Here is a 16,017-nt window from a genome sequence, read left to right as displayed (position 1 = left end):
GTGGCCCGCATGAGCATCGAGGAGAAGCTCGCCCAGCTCGTGGGCTACTGGGTCGACCAGGGCGACGACCTCGTGGCGCCCATGGCCGGCGAGATGGCGAGCTCCACCCGGTACGAGGATGCCTCGGCCCACGGGATCGGCCATCTCACGCGCGTGTACGGCACCCGTCCGGTCGATCCGATCGAGCGTGCCGCGTGGCTCTGGGGAGAGCAGCGCCGGCTCGTGCAGGAGACACGCCTCGGCATCCCGGCGATCGTCCACGAGGAGTGCCTGACGGGCCTCGCGGCGTGGAAGGCCGCGACCTTCCCCACGCCGCTCGCGTGGGGCGCCGCGTTCGATCCCGACCTGGTGGACCGCATGGGGCGCCTGATCGGCGAGTCGATGCGCGCCCTCGGCATCCATCAGGGTCTGGCGCCCGTGCTCGACGTCATCCGCGACCCGCGCTGGGGTCGGGTCGACGAGTGCATCGGGGAGGACCCGTATCTGGTCGGCGTCCTCGGGACGGCGTACGTGCGCGGCCTGCAGGACGCGGGCGTCCACGCGACGCTGAAGCACTTCGTCGGGTACTCGGGGTCGCAGGCCGGTCGCAACCACGCGCCGGTCCACGCCGGTCCCCGCGAGCTCGCCGACGTGTTCCTGCCGCCGTTCGAGATGGCCGTGCGCGACGGCGGGGTGCGCTCGGTCATGAACTCCTACGCCGAGATCGACGGGATGCCGGTGGCCGCCACCCCCGCCTACCTCACCGATCTGCTGCGCGCGGAGTGGGGGTTCGACGGCGTGGTCGTCTCGGACTACTTCTCCGTCGCCTTCCTCCACACGATGCACGCGGTGGCGCGCGACCTCGGTGACGCCGCCCGGCTCGCGCTGGAAGCGGGCATCGACGTCGAACTACCGACGGGCGATGCGTTCGCGGGACCCCTCCTCGACCTCGTGCGCTCCGGCGGCATCGACCTCGAGATCATCGACCGCGCGGTCGTGCGCGTGCTGGCCCAGAAGGACGAGCTGGGGCTCCTCGACGCGACCTTCGACGACGCACCGACCGCCGTCGACCTGGACTCCCCCGCGCACCGCGAGGTGGCGCGGGAGCTCGCGGCCTCTTCGATCGTGCTGCTCACCAACGACGGCACGCTGCCGCTGCGGGAGCCCGGACGCGTCGCGGTGATCGGCCCCAACGGCGACAGCGCCGAAGCGCTCATGGGGTGCTACTCGTTCGCCAACCACGTGCTCGCCCACCACCCGGGAGTGCCGTTCGGGTTCGAGATCCCGACGTTCGCCGCGGCCCTGTCGGACGCGCTCGGCGAGGATCGCGTCCTGCGCGCACACGGGTGCGACGTGGAGGGCGACGACCGGTCGGGCTTCGACGAGGCGGAGGCCGCCGCGCGCGGTGCCGACGTCGCGTTCGTCGTCGTCGGCGACCGCGCCGGCCTGTTCGGCCGCGGCACGGTCGGCGAAGGGAACGACGCCGAGTCGCTGGAGCTTCCGGGCGTGCAGCGCGAGCTCATCGAGCGCGTGCAGGCGACCGGCACCCCGGTCGTGCTCGTCGTGCTCTCCGGCAGGCCCTACGCGATCGACGGGGCACTCACCGGCGAGCGGTCCGTCGCGGCAGCGCTGCAGGCGTTCTTCCCGGGTGAGGAGGGTGGCACGGCGCTCGTCGACATCGTGACGGGCCGCGTCTCCCCGTCGGGACGCCTCCCCGTCTCCCTTCCGCGCTCCGTCGGCGCGCAGCCCTACACGTATCTCCACCCGTTCCTGGGCGGCCCGAACGAGATCACGAGCGCCGACAGCACACCCGCGCTCCCCTTCGGCCATGGCCTGTCGTACACGACCTTCACGCACGACGAGATCACCGCCCCGACCGAGGCGGCGGCCGGCGCGCCGCTCACCGTGAGCGTGCGCGTGCGGAACACGGGCGACCGCGCCGGCACCGATGTCGTGCAGCTGTACGCGCGCGACGTCTTCGCGAGCGTCACGCGTCCGGTCGCCCAGCTCGTCGCCTTCGCCCGCGTCCCGCTCGAGGCGGGCGAAGAGGCGACGGTGTCGTTCGACGTGCCGCCGACGCGGTTCGCCTTCACTGGCCGCGACGGACACCGCATCGTCGAGCCGGGCGACATGGAGCTGTGGGTCGGACCGTCGTGCGAGACCCGGGAGGCCGAGACGGTCGTCGCGCTCACGGGCCCCGTGCACGTGGTGACCCCCGCCGACGCGCGCATCGCGTCGGTCGCCGTGCGCCGCTGAGCCGAGCCGGGGAAGCGGACGCCTTTCGTCTCGCTGCGCTCTGCGTTTCGTCTCGCTGCGCTCGCTCAACGACCGGGGGGGCGGGCTCAGTCGAGCGCGAGCTCCACGGTGGCGAACGCGTGCGGCGGCAGCGTCAGCCGCAGGATGCCGTCGGCGTCGACGGCGGCCGCCAGCGGCACCGGGGCGACGGCGGCGGGAGCCTCGGGCGTGTTGTGCGCCGCGGCATCCGGGCCGGTCAGCACCCGCGCCCGCGTGACGCGCGCCGCGCGGCCCCGGAGGTCGACGGCGAGGTCGATCGGCTCATCGACGCCCACGTGGGTGATCGAGACGAGGCCGGTGCCTTCCCGCGTGGAGGCCGACAGCGAGATGAGGGGCAACTCGTCGCCGTCGACGGCGACGACGGGCGTCTCGATCACGTGCGACGGCGCAAGGGCGGCATCGTGGTGCGGGGAGTTCATCTCGTATACGTGATAGGTCGGGGTGAGCACGAGGCCGCCGTCGTCGTCGGTGAGGATCATCGCCTGCAGCACGTTGAGGGTCTGCGCGATGTTCGCCATCCGCAGCCGCGCGGCGTGCCGGTGGAACGCGTCGAAGTGGATGCCGGCGACCAGCGCGTCGCGCACCGTGTTCTGCTGGAAGAGTAAGCCCGGGTTGGTGCCCGGCTCCACGGTCCACCAGGTGCCCCATTCGTCGCAGACGAGACCGATGCGTCGCTCGGGGTCATAGGCGTCCATCACGGCCTCGTGGGCCGAGATGACCCGCTCGACGCCGGTCGCGTGCGCGACGGTGCGGAAGTACTGCGTGCGGTCGAACTCCGTCGCCGACTCCCGCTGTATGCCCGTTCCCGCATGCGTGTAGTAGTGGAACGAGATGGCCTGATACGGAGAGGGTTGCGGGTCGGGGGTGTTCGACGACACGGCCGATGACATGAGCGCGTGGGTCCAGCGCACGTCGGCGTCGGCGGCGCCCGCCGCGATCCTCGTCAGTCGATTGCCGTCGTGGTCGCGGCAGAAGGTCGCGTAGCGACGTGCGAGCGACGTGTAGTACTCGGGGGTCATGTGGCCGCCGCATCCCCAGGCCTCGTTCCCGAGGCCCCAGAACGCGACCTGCCACGGCTCGTCGCGCCCGTTCTGTCGGCGCAGGCGGGCCATGGGGCTGTCGCCGGAACGGGTGAGGTACTCGACCCACTCGCTCATCTCCTGCACCGTGCCGCTGCCGACGTTGCCGTTCACGTACGCATCCGCGCCGAGCATCTCGCACAGGTCCATGAACTCGTGCGTGCCGAAGGCGTTGTCCTCGACGACGTCGCCCCAATGCGTGTTCACCATCGTCGGGCGGTCCTGTCGCGGGCCGACGCCGTCGCGCCAGTGGTACTCGTCGGCGAAGCAGCCGCCGGGCCAGCGCAGGTTCGGGATGCGCAGCGCGCGGAGGGCCGCGACGACATCGCTGCGGATGCCGCGCACGTTCGGGATCGGGGAGTCCTCCCCGACCCAGAAGCCGCCGTAGATGCACCGGCCGAGATGCTCGGCGAAGTGTCCGTAGAGATGCCGGCTGATGGTGTCTCCGGTGACGTCCAGGTCGACGACGGCGTGCGCGGTGGTCATAGCACTCCCTTCCCTCGCCCACGCTCGCAAACCGGGTCGCCCGGCACCAGTCTTTTGCGCAAAAATAGAGGATGCCGTCACGCCCGACTCTCGCCGCCGTCGCGGCCGCCTGCGGAGTGAGCGTCGCCACGGCATCCCGCGCGTTACGCGGCACCGGCGAGATGTCGCCCGATACGCGCCGCCGCGTCGTCCGCGAAGCACAGCGCGTCGGCTACGAGCGCGCACAGACGGCGCGCGGTCGCCCGGCCCGTCGCACCGACACCCTCATCGATCTCGTCCTGTCGCACTTCGACGGCGCGTGGGCCGACGAGGTGATCGCGGGCGCGCGCGCGGAGTCCACCCGCCTCGGCTTCGACCTCGTGCTGACGGCCGAGCGCGAGGACCCCGACGACGACTGGCCCGAGCGCCTGCGCGCTCGGCGACCGGCGGCCGCGATCCTCGGCCTCCTGCAGCCCACCGACCGGCAGCTCGCAGCCGTCAGCGCAGCCGGCATCCCGGTGGTGCTTCTCGACCCGCGCGGGGAGCCACGGCACCCGCTGCCGTCCGTGCGGTCGACCGATCCCACCGGAGTGCAAGACGCGGCGCGACTCCTGATCGAACGGGGAGTGCAGCGGATCCTCGTCATCGAAGGCGCTCCGTCCTACCGGTTCGGGCGAGACCGGGTGGCGGGCTTCCTCGGCGGCCTGACGGCAGCCGGGAGCATCGGTCCGACTGGTCCGGAGGGTCTGCCGACCGTCGAACGGGTGCGCGCCTCCTGGGGCGCCGATCAGGCGCGGGAGGCGGCGCGACCCGCGCTCGCCCGCGCCGCCGCCGACGGCGTCGTGGTGGGCGTGTTCGCGTGCTCCGACGAGATGGCCGTCGGCGCGTATCGGGCGGCCGCCGACACGGGACTCGTCGTGGGACGCGACGTGCTGGTCGTCGGTTTCGACGATATTCCCGCGGCGGCATGGCTCTCGCCGCCGCTCACGACGGTGCGTCAGCCCATCCGCGAGATGGCCGCGGCGGCGGTACGCACCGCCGCCGCGATCGTCGACGGGGCACCGGTCGCGGCCGGCGACGCCGAGTTCCCTACGCGACTCGTGCGGCGCGGCTCCGCCTGAGACCGTCGCGTCGCTCCGCGCCGAGACCGCGCAGCTCTCCGCGCCCGCGTCCCGTCGCCCACACGATCACGGGAGCGAGAAGGACGATCGCCGCCGCCACCCACGCCGCGACCGCGATCGGCATCGACGCGGGCTCACCGGTAGCGCGGGCGACACCGATCCACGTGAGACCCCAGGCCATCGCGAGCGCCGGGGCGAGGCGACCGCGCGTGCCCCACGCCACCGCGGCGCCGACGACGGCGACCACGGCGAGCACCGCCACGGCGACGGGCACCGCGGCATCCGCCCACGACGCGGGGGCCACCTCGGCGGTGAGCCACGCCGTCACGTTCGCGACGGTCGCCAGCGCCACCCACCCGAGGTGGAGGCCGACCATGAGGTCCATGAAGACGACATCGGCGACGGTCCGCTGCGGCACGCGTGTGAGCACGCGCAGCGTCACCCCGAGGGCGACAAGCAGCACCACGATGGCGAGCACCGTGACCGGGAGCGTCGTGAACTGCGCGGCCAGCAGCCAGCCGCCGTTGAGCACGGCCGTCAGCGCGATCCACCAGCCCGCCGCCTGCTGGCGGTGCCGAGCGCGCTGGCCGGGGAGCGCCTGCCACACGGCGTACGCGATGAGCAGGGCGTAGATGACCGACCAGATGCCGAAGGCGGGACGGTCGGGCGCCAGCACCGTGGCATCCGCGTCGAGCGCGCCGCCCTGCAGATCACGCACGTTCGTGCCGCCGAAGAAGCCGGTGCCGACCATCGCCGCGACGATCATGAACGACACCGCGGAGATCACCGCCACCTGGCGCAGGATGTCAGAGCGGAGGTTCATGACAGCGAGCGTAGGCGCCTCCGCCGCGGCTCGACAGACCCTTGCGACGACGCCCTCGCACCGCTAACGCTCCGGCGGCCGAAGCGCTCGCGCCTCCCGCGGGCCCAGCACGACGGCGGTGTCCGGCGGGAGCACTCGACGGCCATCCCGCACCGGCACCTCGTCGGTCGCGAGCCACTCCACCTCGTCGGCGCGCACCGGCACCTCCCACGGCACCGCCGAGAGGTTCACGAGCACCCGCGCGTCGCCGCGCTCCAGCTCGTACACCCGTCCGCCGATCGCTTCGGCCGCCGTCGCGCCGAGAGTATCGGAGCGCGCGTCGGTGAGCTGGGGCCGCTCGCGTCGCAGCGCGGCCAGGCGCCGGTAGAGGTCGAGGAGGCGTGCGTGGTCGCCCTCGTCGCGTTCGCTCCAGTCGAGTCGGGAGCGTGCGAACGTCGCCGGGTCGTTCGGGTCGGGGACGATCGACTCGTCCCAGCCCATCGCGGCGAACTCGGCCTTCCGACCCCGCGCCGTCGCCTCCGCGAGCTCCGGCTCCGGGTGCGAGGTGAAGAACTGCCACGGCGTCGACGCGCCCCACTCCTCCCCCATGAACAGCATCGGTGTTCCGGGGGCCGTCATCGTCAGCACGGCCGTCACCGCGAGCCGGCCGTACGAGAGGGATGCCGAGAGGCGATCGCCCGCGGCGCGGTTGCCGATCTGGTCGTGGTCCTGTGCGAAGGTCACGAGCCGCCACGTCGGCACGTCGGCGGGCAGCGGCGCGCCGTGGTCGCGCCCGCGGAACGACGAGTGCGTGCCGTCGTGGAAGAAGCCGCCCCGCCAGGTCTTGGGCACCGCGTCGAGCGCCGCGAAGTCGGCGTAATACCCCTGCGTCTCGCCCGTCACCGCGACGTGGACGGCATGGTGCCAGTCGTCGACCCACTGCGCGGCCAGCCCGTGCCCCCCGGCCTCACGCGGCAGGATCATCACGGGATCGTTGAGGTCGCTCTCGGCGATGAGCGTCAGCGGGCGACCGAGCCGCGCACTCAGGGCATCGGTCTCCTCCGCGAGCTCGCGCAGGATGTGCACGGGGCTCGCGGGCGACTCGTAGAGCGCGTGCACGGCATCCAGTCGCAGTCCGTCGACGTGATGGTCGCGCATCCAGGCGAGCGCGTTGTCGATGATGTACCGGCGCACGGCGGGCTCGTCGAGGTCGACGCTCGACCCCCACGTGTTGCTGAGCCCGTCGCGCAGGTACGGGCCGAACTCCGGCAGGTAGTTGCCGCTCGGGCCGAGATGGTTGTAGACGACGTCCTGGATGACGGCGAGTCCGGCCCGGTGGGCCGCGTCCACGAACCGCTGATGCCCGGCCGGGCCGCCGTAGGTCTCCTGCACGGCGTACCAGAGCACGCCGTCGTAGCCCCAGTTGTGGCTGCCGTTGAACGCGTTGACGGGCAGCAGCTCGACGTGGGTGACTCCGAGCTCCACGAGGTGCGGCAGCCGCTCGGTGGCCGCGTCGAAGGTGCCCTCGGGCGTGAAGGTGCCGATGTGCAGCTCGTAGATGAGGCCGCCGGCCAGCGGCCGTCCGGTCCACGCGTCGTCGGTCCACGCGAAGGCGGTCGGGTCGTACCACGCGGATGCCGCGTGCACCCCGTCGGGTTGCCGCCGCGACCGGGGGTCGGGCCGGAGCGCGTCACCGTCGCCCAGGACGAACCCGTAGGCCTCCCCGTCGGTCAGCGTGACGTCGGCCCGCCACCAGCCGCCGTCGCCCGCGGTGAGGTCGACATCGGCATCCGCGGGGGTGCCGCTTCCGGGACGACGCAACCGCACCCGCGCCGCTCGCGGCGCCCACACCTCGATCATCGTGCTCCCTCGCGTTCGTCGACGGGCGCCAGCAGCGCCACGGGGTACAGGTCGAGCAGTTCCGCCAGTGCGAGCTCGCCCCCCTCGAACACGCGTCCGGTGAGCATCTCCACCGTCGGTCCGCTGTGTCGCAGCAGCACCGTGTCGCCCCAGCCGCCGCGCGCGGCGAGTCCGACGGGAAGCCTCGTGGCGACGGCGAGCGCTCCGCCGCGGTCGAACGCGATCGCGTGGTCCGCGGCGTCACCGACGACGGTCATCGGCGTGTAGCGGGTGAACAGGTCGGGGCGGCGGCGACGCAACCGCAACGTGCGGGACACGAGCAGGAGCTTGGCGGCCCCGCTGTCGTCGACGGGAGGCAGCATGCCGCCGTCGAGTTCGGCCAGGAGGCGCCGGCGCGACGCGAAGTCGACGGCGCGTCGATTGTCGGGGTCGACGAGCGAGTGATCCCACAGCTCGGTGCCCTGGTAGACGTCGGGGACGCCGGGCCCGGCCAGCTGGAGGAGCTTGGCCGACAGAGCGTTCGAGCGGCCGGCGGCGGCGATGTCGGCGACCAGCTCGTTCACGATCGCCACGGCCCGTCCGTGTGCGGCGGCGACGAGGTTGTCGATCCGCGCCTCGAAGTCGTCGTCGGGCTGGGCCCACGTCGTGCGCTCGGCCGATTCGCGCGCCGCCTTGATCGCATACGCGCGGAGGCGCTCGGATGCCGCGGGCCACGCCCCCACGATCGCCTGCCAGACGAGGGCGTCGAAGGGCCCGTGCCCCGTCGACGCGATCTCGCGCAGCCGCGTGAGGCCCGCCGCCCACCGGTCGGGGACCTCCGCGAGCACCGACAGGCGCGCGCGCACGTCTTCGCTGCGCTTCGTGTCGTGCGTCGTGAGGGCGGTCATCGCCGCCGGCCACGCGGACTGTCGGCGCCCCGCCGCCGCGTGGAACCCCTCGACGTCGAGCGAGAACACCGACGGGTCTCCGCCCACCTCGGTGAGGGTGCCGAGGCGCGTGTCGCGGTAGAACGCGGCGTCCTCGACGCCCTTGGCCATGACCGGCCCGGTCGTCTGCATGAACCGCCGCGAGAGTTCGAGGCCGGGATCACCGATCAGGGGTTCGATCGCCGCGATGGCCCGGGCGAGGTCGGGGCGGCGCGCGGCCGCTTCCGCGGCGGCATGCCGCACGTGCTCACGCCCGGCGGGCAGGTACGAACGATAGACGGGGAAGGCGGTCAGCAGCTCGGCGAGCGCGTCGCGCGCGACGTCGGCCCCGAGGCTGTCGCGGATGCCGCCCGGCAGGCAGCGGACGAGCCGGCCGACCTCGGCGGCCTGGGCCGTGTCGGCGACGGTGCGTTTGGTCGAGTGGACGAGGTCTGCCCAACCCGTCGAGGGCGGCAGCTCCGTGGCGGCGCGGAGGTCCGCGTCGAGCGCCGCGAGCGGCTTCTCACCGCGCGGGTCGATGAGCACCCGGTCGATCTCCGCCATCGCGTCGTAGCCGGTCGTGCCGTCGGTCGCCCACCAGGCGGGGAGCTCTTCGCCGTGCTCGAGGATCTTCTCCACCACCACATAGGGCGGCTCTGGGTCGCCCGTCGCCTCGCTCACCGCGCGCGCCAGGTCGTCGAGATAACCGCCGGGGTCGGCGAGTCCGTCGGGGTGGTCGATCCGGAGGCCGTCGGCCAGCCCTTCCCGGAACCATCGCAGCACCTCCACGTGGCTGGCCGCGAAGACGTCGGGACGTTCGACCCGCACCCCGGCGAGGGTCGTGATGGTGAAGAACCGGCGGTAGTTGAGGGTGTCGGCTTCGGAGCGCCAGTGCACGAGCTCCCAATGCTGGCGGGCCAGCACGGCGGCGACCTCGTCGGCATCCGTCGTCTCGCGCTCGGGCGCCGTGCCGTCGGCCAACGGCAGGAACGTGTCGTAGTAGCGCGCGTATCCGGCCACGCCCTGCCAGCCGATCGGAGGAGATTCGCCGTTCGGAGGAGCGGATGCCGCGGGGTCGCCCTCCGCAGCGCCGATCCCCTCCGCAGCGCCGATGCCCTCCGGGGCACCGACCCCGTCAGGAGAGCCGGGTGCGACCGTGATCTCCCCGGCGCGGACCGCCTCGTCGAGGTCGGCTCCGAGCACGGGCAGGCGCACCCGGCCGTCACCATGGCCGCCGTCGACGTCGAACGCGACGGCGAACGGCGACGCCCAGCCGTGACGCAACAGGTCGGCCCACCACGGGTTGCGCCGGGAGTCGGCGACGCCCTGGTGGTTGGGGACGATGTCGATGAGGATGCCGAGGCCCGCTGCCCGCGCCGCGTCGGCGAACCGCTCGAGCGCCTCCGAGCCGCCGCGCGCGGGGTCGACGCGCGTCGGATCGACGACGTCGTAGCCGTGATCGGACCCGTCCGCGGCGTGCAGGATGGGCGACAGGTACACCCAGTCGACGCCGAGGTCGCGCAGGTACGGCACGAGGTCCGCCGCGTCGTCGAGTCCGAACGACGGCCGGATCTGCAGCCGGTAGGTGGAGACGGGGCGGCGGGTCATGGCGGACCTCCGGTCGGTCAGCGGGGCAGTTCGGCCTGGGGAGCCGGGGATGCCACGGTGTCGATCGCGCCCGTGCGCGCGGCCAGCGATGCCGCGACCGAGTGGTCGACCTCGGGCTCGGCCTCTTCGTGGTCGCACAGGACGATGAGCGTCTTCGCCTGGAGGCCGACGACCTCGCCCGCGGCGAGCGGTTCGGTGTCGGCGCGCTCACCGGACGTGTCGATGAGCACCTCCCACCGCGGACTGGACTCGACGTCGGGGAGGGTGAAGTCGACCGTCTCATCGCCCGCGTTGAAGAGCAGGAAGAAGTGCCGGTCGTGGATCTCCTCTCCGCGGCGATCACGCTCGCGAATACCGTCGCCGTTGAAGAACACTCCGACGGCCCGGCCGAACCCGGAGTCCCAGTCTTCCGGCTGCATCTGCGTGCCGTCGGGGCGCACCCAGGCGATGTCGGGGATCGGTGCCCCCTCCTCGCGGCGCACCGGGCGACCGTTGAAGAACCGGCTCCGGCGGAACGTCGGGTGCTCCCGGCGCAGCCGCGCGAGGGCGGCGGTGAACTCGATGAGCGGCTGGTCGACCGATGTCCAGTCGACCCATGTCACCTCGTTGTCCTGCGCGTACCCGTTGTTGTTGCCGCCCTGCGTGCGGCCGAGTTCGTCGCCGTGGCTGATCATCGGCACACCCTGGCTGAGCAGCAGCGTCGCGAGGAAGTTCCGCTGCTGCCGTGCGCGGCGCGTGAGGATCTCGGGGTCGTCGGTGGGACCTTCGGCGCCGTTGTTGGAGGACCGGTTGTGGGACTCGCCGTCGTTGCCGTTCTCGCCGTTGGCGTCGTTGTGCTTCTCGTTGTACGACACGAGGTCGCGCAGCGTGAAGCCGTCGTGGGCCGTGACGAAGTTGATGGATGCCACGGGCCGTCGGCCGGAGTGCTCGTAGAGGTCTGCCGAGCCCGTGAGACGGGAGGCGAACTCGCCCAGCGTCGAGGGCTCGCCGCGCCAGAAGTCGCGCACGGTGTCGCGGTACTTGCCGTTCCACTCGGTCCACTGCGGCGGGAAGTTGCCCACCTGGTAGCCGCCGGGGCCGATGTCCCACGGCTCGGCGATGAGCTTGACCTGCGACACCACCGGATCCTGCTGCACGAGCTCGAAGAAGGCGGCGAGGCGGTCGACCTCGTAGAACTCGCGCGCCAGCGTGGCGGCCAGGTCGAAGCGGAAGCCGTCGACGTGCATCTCGAGCACCCAGTACCGCAGCGAGTCCATGATGAGCTGCAGGGTGTGCGGGTTGCCGACGTTGAGGCTGTTGCCGGTGCCCGTGTAGTCGGTGTAGTACCGCTTGTCGTCGTCTTCGAGCCGGTAGTACGCGAGGTTGTCGATGCCCTTCATCGACAGCGTCGGACCCAGGTGGTTGCCCTCGGCGGTGTGGTTGTAGACGACGTCGAGGATGACCTCGATGCCGGCTGCGTGGAGCGCGCGCACCATGCCCTTGAACTCCTGCACCTGCTGACCGCGCTGGCCGAGTGCCGTGTAGGTGTTGTGCGGGGCGAAGAAGGCGATCGTGTTGTAGCCCCAGTAGTTCGAGAGGCCCTTCTCCTGCAGCGTCGAGTCGTTGACGAACTGGTGCACGGGCATGAGCTCGATCGCGGTGACCCCGAGCTTCTTGAGGTGCTCGATGACGACCGGGTGCCCGATCGCGCTGTAGGTGCCGCGGATCTCCTCGGGGATCTCCGGGTGCAGCTGCGTGAGGCCCTTGACGTGCGCTTCGTAGATGACCGACTCCGCGTACGGCGTCTTCGGCAGCCGGTCGCCCGCCCAGTCGAAGTACGGATTGACGACGACGCCCTTCATCATGTGCGGGGCGGAATCCTCGTCGTTGTGGGAGTCGGGGTCGCCGAAGGTGTAGCCGAAGACGGCCTGTCCCCACTCGATCTCGCCGTCGACGGCTTTCGCGTAGGGGTCGAGGAGAAGCTTGCTCGGGTTGAACCGGCATCCGTTCTCGGGGTCGTCGGGCCCGTGCACGCGATAGCCGTAGCGCTGCCCCGGCTGGATCGTGGGCAGGTACGCGTGCCACACGTACGCATCGACGTCGCGCAGCTCGACGCGCGTCTCGCTGCCGTCGTCGTCGAACAGGCAGAGCTCGACACGCTCTGCACCCTCGCTGAACAGTGCGAAGTTCGTTCCGTTACCGTCGAACGTCGCCCCGAGGGGATAGGGGGCTCCCGGCCATACCTGCATGTGAACCTCCTCGACGCAACATTACGCCGCCCGGCGGACAGCCAGGAACGAGGTCCCGACCGTTGACACGGCACGGTGGCCCGTGCATGAGGGAAGCGCCGGACGACCCGATATCCGACCCCGCTGTCACCGGCCCGCGAGCGTCAGCAGATCGTCGAGATAGTCCGCCAATGCGCGCGGAGCCGCGGCCGCGCTCCAGCGCACCGTGGGGATGCCGTCGGCACCGCACAGGGGTCCCGATCGGCCTCCCGCGTCGACCGCCGCGACGTCGAGCTCCGTCCAGCCGACGTGCACCGTCGCGCCGTCGGGAAATCCGCCGCGGAAGGCGGCGGCGGCACGTTCGGCGCGCTCGCGTTGCGACTGCGCCGTGAAGCCCCGGACGACGTCTTCTCGCGCGCGCAGCACCTCGCCGGTCGCGTAGACGGCGGATTCGCCGAGAAGGAGGACACCGAGGTGCCATACGTCACCCACGTGGACGATGCGGGGCGCGCGGCCGAAGCCGAGCAGCCGACGATTCGACGCCCAGTCGCCCAGTGCCTCTCGCGACGTGCCCGCCAGCCGCGTGCGCGCGGATGCCAGCAGAGCAGCGGCGGTAGGCCCGGACGAGGCGGTCATCGTCCCATCGTGCCGGTTGAGAGCGCTTCCGGGGTGTCGGAAGACGAAGAAGGGCGCCCCGGCGCGCTCAGACGATGAATTTCCCAGGTAGACAAGGTAGTCTGACTGCGGAACGCATGCGCGCCCGCAACGGATGCCCCCCAGCTCCACCTGCGGCCATTCCCCCAAATGGCTCTAGGCGCCGCGATCCAGGTTCCCCTCAGGAGCCATCGCTCTGATGACCACTCCTGAGGGGAACCTTTCTCGTCGTTTTTCCCAAACGGTGACGTTGTGACCCCAGTCCCCCCGAGATCCGTCTGGGGCGCCGAACCTCCCCCCGGTGGCCGGCGCTGATGACACAATACATGTCCCCCATTCGGGGGACAAACTCGAAACGAAAAATTGCGTAGATTCGAGTATGACTCACTCGAGCTCCCTCGGGAGGTCGAGTCCGACAACCGTCCGGACGGGATTGCAGCAGCTGGGGATCCCCTCTCGGAGCATGACGAAGAGGCCCCGATGTCCTCGAGCTTCGCCCTACCCGAACCGCACGTGACCGTGCGGCGATTCTCGATCCCTGCCCGTGCACCGCGCCCCTCTGCCATGTGGGGCGCCGCTGTTCTGTGCCTCGGCATCCTCATCGCCGCGCTCACCACGACCGACCCCGTGTGGTGGCATCTGCACTTCAGCCGCCTCGGAACCTTCGCCGACGCGTCAGGCTACACCTTCAACACCGGCGTCGTCATCAGCGGTCTCGTGATCGCCGCCGCCGGCATCCCGCTCGCGGTCAACCTCGCGACCGCGCTCTCCGAGGGTCGCGTCGCCGACGCCCGCGCTGCTCGTCTCCTGCCGCCGCTGCTGGTCACCCTGGGTCTCTGCCTCGCACTCATCGGCATGATCCCGCTGACCCTCAACGAGTTCGCCCACGACCGCGCCGCGAACGGGGTCATGCTCAGCTTCCTCGGACTGGTCATCGTCAGCCGCAAGACCCTGCCGGAACTGCCGCGTCTCCTGCCGCGTTACGCCCTCACCGCCGTCGTGGTGCTCGTGGTCGGCATCACGCTGATGTTCGTCGGCATCCTGAACCTCGCGGCCTTCGAGGTGCTCGCCTTCGGTGGCGTGCTCTCGTGGGTGCACCTGCTCGAGCGGGCCGTGCGCCGCCTCGGCGTGACGGCTCCGACGATCACCTCCCTCGACGTCGACGTCGACATCGAGGCGGAGGCGGTCCGCGCCGCCGCGCACGACAGCATCGCCCGGGGAAGCCGCCGCCGGCGCCCCGTCACCTCCGACGCGCGATCGCGCCGACGGATCGTCGCGACCCGCCGACCCGCCACGGCGCGATCAGCCGCATCGGGGCGCGGAGTCACCTCAGATCTGCGCGGCGCGGTGGTCGAGGAAGACCGCCGGGCCGACACCCCCCGGCCGGCTCGCACCGCCCGCGCGTCGGTGCGCGTGCGCCGCGTCGTCCGCGGTCACAGGCCGCCGTCGATCGACCGGGTGTAGACCTCGGGCTCGTCGGGCACCATGACCTCGGTGTCGCGGTTGAGGCTCTTCCCCTGGAAGAACGGCTTCGACCGCGGGAAGAGGAACCACACGAACATCAGGACGACGCCCACCAGGAGCGCGCCGATGCCGATGACGAACGTCCCGCCGATGCCGAAGAGCACGGTGTAGCCGTAGTCGACGTCCCACATGTCGATCGCCGACTGCACGAACGCGTAGGTCAGCATGAGGGCGCCGAGCAGCGGCAGCACCAGGCGGTACACGACGTTCCGCGCCGACGTGAAGAGGTCCTTCCGGAAGTACCAGACGCACGCGAAGCCGGTGATCGCGTAGTAGAACGCGATCGCGAGGCCCAGCGACAGGATCGAGTCCTGCAGGATGTTGTCGCTGATGAGCGACATCCCGAGGTAGTACAGGGATGCCACGACGCCCATCACGAGCGTGGAGAACGACGGCGTCTTGAACCGGGGGTGCACGTCCTTGAAGCGCGCCGGCAGGGCGCGGTAGACGCCCATCGCGAGGGTGCCGCGCGCCGTGGGGAGGATGGTCGTCTGGGTCGAGGACACCGCCGAGATCAGCACCGCCACCACCAGCAGCCAGCCCCACGGCCCGAGCAGGCCGTCTTTGATCGCGAGGAAGAAGTCATCCGCGTTCGCCTCGTTGCCGAGGCCGACGCCGTCTTCGCCGAGCCCCGCGTACATCATCGCGGCGATCGTCACCGCGACGTAGGTGAAGAGCAGGAGCACGCACGTGAGGAGCGCCGCCCGCCCGGGGATGCGCTTCGGGTCCTTCGTCTCCTCGTTGAGGGCGAGGCAGGTGTCCCAGCCCCAGTAGATGAACAGCGCCAGCAGGATCGCCTCGGTGAACCCGCCCCAGTCCGTGAAGCCGAACGGGTTGAGCCACCCCCACTCGAACGGGGTCGGGTTCGGGGCGGTGCCCGAGAAGAACTGCCAGAGCGCGGCGACCACGAAGACGCCGAGCGCGAGGTACTGGATGCCGAGGAGCACGTTCTGGATACGTTCGCCGATCTCCACCCCGCGCCAACTGACGTAGGTCATCGCCGCGATGAAGATCACGGCGACCAGCAGGACCCGCCAGTCGTTGTTCTCGAACTCCAGCCCGAACAGATCCCAGAAGTAGATCGACGCGATCTGTGCCAGGTTGGCGAGCACGACCATGCCCGCCACGGCCACGCCCCAGCCGCCCATCCAGCCGACCCACGGGCCGAAGGCCTTCGTACCCCACGTGAAGGTCGTGCCGCAGTCGGGGACGGCGTTGTTGAGCTCGCGATACGCGAAGGCGATGAAGAGCATCGGCACGAACGCGATGACGAAGGCGATCGGCGCCTGCGCCCCGACAGCGAGGACGACGAAGCCGAGCGTCGCCACGAGCGAGTACACCGGCGCGGTCGACGCGAGGCCGATGACGGTCGACCCCCACAGGCCCAGCGTGCCGGCGGCGAGCCCCTTGCCCTCGCTGCGCTCGAGGTGGATCGGTGTCGTGGAACCGAAATCGCTCATGGCATCCCCTCCGCGACAGCGCTCCGGTGCGCCGTCTGCATGTCCTGACGGGACACTA

10 protein-coding genes are annotated in these 16,017 nt (G+C 71.3%); 3 read left to right on the top strand and 7 right to left on the bottom strand.

Annotated features, from left to right (window positions below):
• Window positions 1-9: 9 nt before the first annotated feature.
• Window positions 10-2,235 (top strand): glycoside hydrolase family 3 N-terminal domain-containing protein, encoded by a 2,226-nt coding sequence (locus ACSQ18_RS01790; RefSeq protein ID WP_436038375.1) that lies wholly within the window; start codon window positions 10-12, stop codon window positions 2,233-2,235.
• Window positions 2,236-2,321: 86 nt separating this feature from the next.
• Here ACSQ18_RS01790 and ACSQ18_RS01785 read toward each other — a convergent pair whose 3' ends face one another.
• Window positions 2,322-3,839: an alpha-N-arabinofuranosidase gene (locus ACSQ18_RS01785; RefSeq protein WP_436035345.1), complete on the bottom strand. Its 1,518-nt coding sequence runs from the start codon at window positions 3,837-3,839 to the stop codon at window positions 2,322-2,324.
• A gap of 71 nt (window positions 3,840-3,910) precedes the next feature.
• Between ACSQ18_RS01785 and ACSQ18_RS01780 the strand changes: the two genes are divergently transcribed.
• Window positions 3,911-4,939 (top strand): LacI family DNA-binding transcriptional regulator, encoded by a 1,029-nt coding sequence (locus tag ACSQ18_RS01780; RefSeq protein ID WP_436035344.1) that lies wholly within the window; start codon window positions 3,911-3,913, stop codon window positions 4,937-4,939.
• Here the strand turns inward: ACSQ18_RS01780 and ACSQ18_RS01775 are convergent.
• From ACSQ18_RS01775 to ACSQ18_RS01755, 5 genes are all read right to left on the bottom strand, one after another.
• A complete protein-coding gene (locus tag ACSQ18_RS01775) occupies window positions 4,908-5,762 on the bottom strand; it encodes a tryptophan-rich sensory protein (protein ID WP_436035343.1) in 855 nt (284 codons plus the stop codon). The two genes, ACSQ18_RS01780 and ACSQ18_RS01775, sit on opposite strands and share 32 nt — an antisense overlap.
• A 63-nt stretch (window positions 5,763-5,825) precedes the next feature.
• Window positions 5,826-7,601, bottom strand: a complete 1,776-nt coding sequence (treZ, locus tag ACSQ18_RS01770; protein ID WP_436035342.1) for a malto-oligosyltrehalose trehalohydrolase — start codon at window positions 7,599-7,601, stop codon at window positions 5,826-5,828.
• A complete protein-coding gene (gene treY, locus ACSQ18_RS01765) occupies window positions 7,598-10,114 on the bottom strand; it encodes a malto-oligosyltrehalose synthase (protein WP_436035341.1) in 2,517 nt (838 codons plus the stop codon). Before treY ends, treZ begins: the two co-directional genes overlap by 4 nt.
• A 17-nt stretch (window positions 10,115-10,131) precedes the next feature.
• Window positions 10,132-12,342, bottom strand: coding sequence for a glycogen debranching protein GlgX (gene glgX / locus ACSQ18_RS01760; RefSeq protein ID WP_436035340.1), 2,211 nt, complete (start codon window positions 12,340-12,342; stop codon window positions 10,132-10,134).
• Between the two features lie 126 nt (window positions 12,343-12,468).
• Window positions 12,469-12,957 (bottom strand): glutaminase, encoded by a 489-nt coding sequence (locus ACSQ18_RS01755; RefSeq protein WP_436035339.1) that lies wholly within the window; start codon window positions 12,955-12,957, stop codon window positions 12,469-12,471.
• 498 nt (window positions 12,958-13,455) lie between these two features.
• On the opposite strand from ACSQ18_RS01755, the gene ACSQ18_RS01750 reads away from it, so the two are divergent.
• On the top strand, window positions 13,456-14,439 hold the full coding sequence (locus tag ACSQ18_RS01750) for a DUF998 domain-containing protein (protein WP_436035338.1): 984 nt from the start codon (window positions 13,456-13,458) through the stop codon (window positions 14,437-14,439).
• Here the strand turns inward: ACSQ18_RS01750 and ACSQ18_RS01745 are convergent.
• Window positions 14,409-15,959, bottom strand: a complete 1,551-nt coding sequence (locus ACSQ18_RS01745; RefSeq protein WP_436035337.1) for an APC family permease — start codon at window positions 15,957-15,959, stop codon at window positions 14,409-14,411. The genes ACSQ18_RS01750 and ACSQ18_RS01745 overlap by 31 nt on opposite strands.
• Window positions 15,960-16,017: the final 58 nt, after the last annotated feature.

The organism is Microbacterium sp. LjRoot45 (assembly GCF_964253325.1).
Lineage (GTDB): Bacteria > Actinomycetota > Actinomycetes > Actinomycetales > Microbacteriaceae > Microbacterium.
This window is presented reverse-complemented; position numbering and strand designations above follow the sequence as displayed.

Coding starts and splice junctions, on each gene's coding strand:
- ACSQ18_RS01790 (WP_436038375.1), top strand. CDS start 10: ATGAGCATCGAGGAGAAGCTCGCCCAGCTCGTGGGCTACTGGGTCGAC.
- ACSQ18_RS01785 (WP_436035345.1), bottom strand. CDS start 3,839: ATGACCACCGCGCACGCCGTCGTCGACCTGGACGTCACCGGAGACACC.
- ACSQ18_RS01780 (WP_436035344.1), top strand. CDS start 3,911: ATGCCGTCACGCCCGACTCTCGCCGCCGTCGCGGCCGCCTGCGGAGTG.
- ACSQ18_RS01775 (WP_436035343.1), bottom strand. CDS start 5,762: ATGAACCTCCGCTCTGACATCCTGCGCCAGGTGGCGGTGATCTCCGCG.
- treZ (WP_436035342.1), bottom strand. CDS start 7,601: ATGATCGAGGTGTGGGCGCCGCGAGCGGCGCGGGTGCGGTTGCGTCGT.
- treY (WP_436035341.1), bottom strand. CDS start 10,114: ATGACCCGCCGCCCCGTCTCCACCTACCGGCTGCAGATCCGGCCGTCG.
- glgX (WP_436035340.1), bottom strand. CDS start 12,342: ATGCAGGTATGGCCGGGAGCCCCCTATCCCCTCGGGGCGACGTTCGAC.
- ACSQ18_RS01755 (WP_436035339.1), bottom strand. CDS start 12,957: ATGACCGCCTCGTCCGGGCCTACCGCCGCTGCTCTGCTGGCATCCGCG.
- ACSQ18_RS01750 (WP_436035338.1), top strand. CDS start 13,456: ATGTCCTCGAGCTTCGCCCTACCCGAACCGCACGTGACCGTGCGGCGA.
- ACSQ18_RS01745 (WP_436035337.1), bottom strand. CDS start 15,959: ATGAGCGATTTCGGTTCCACGACACCGATCCACCTCGAGCGCAGCGAG.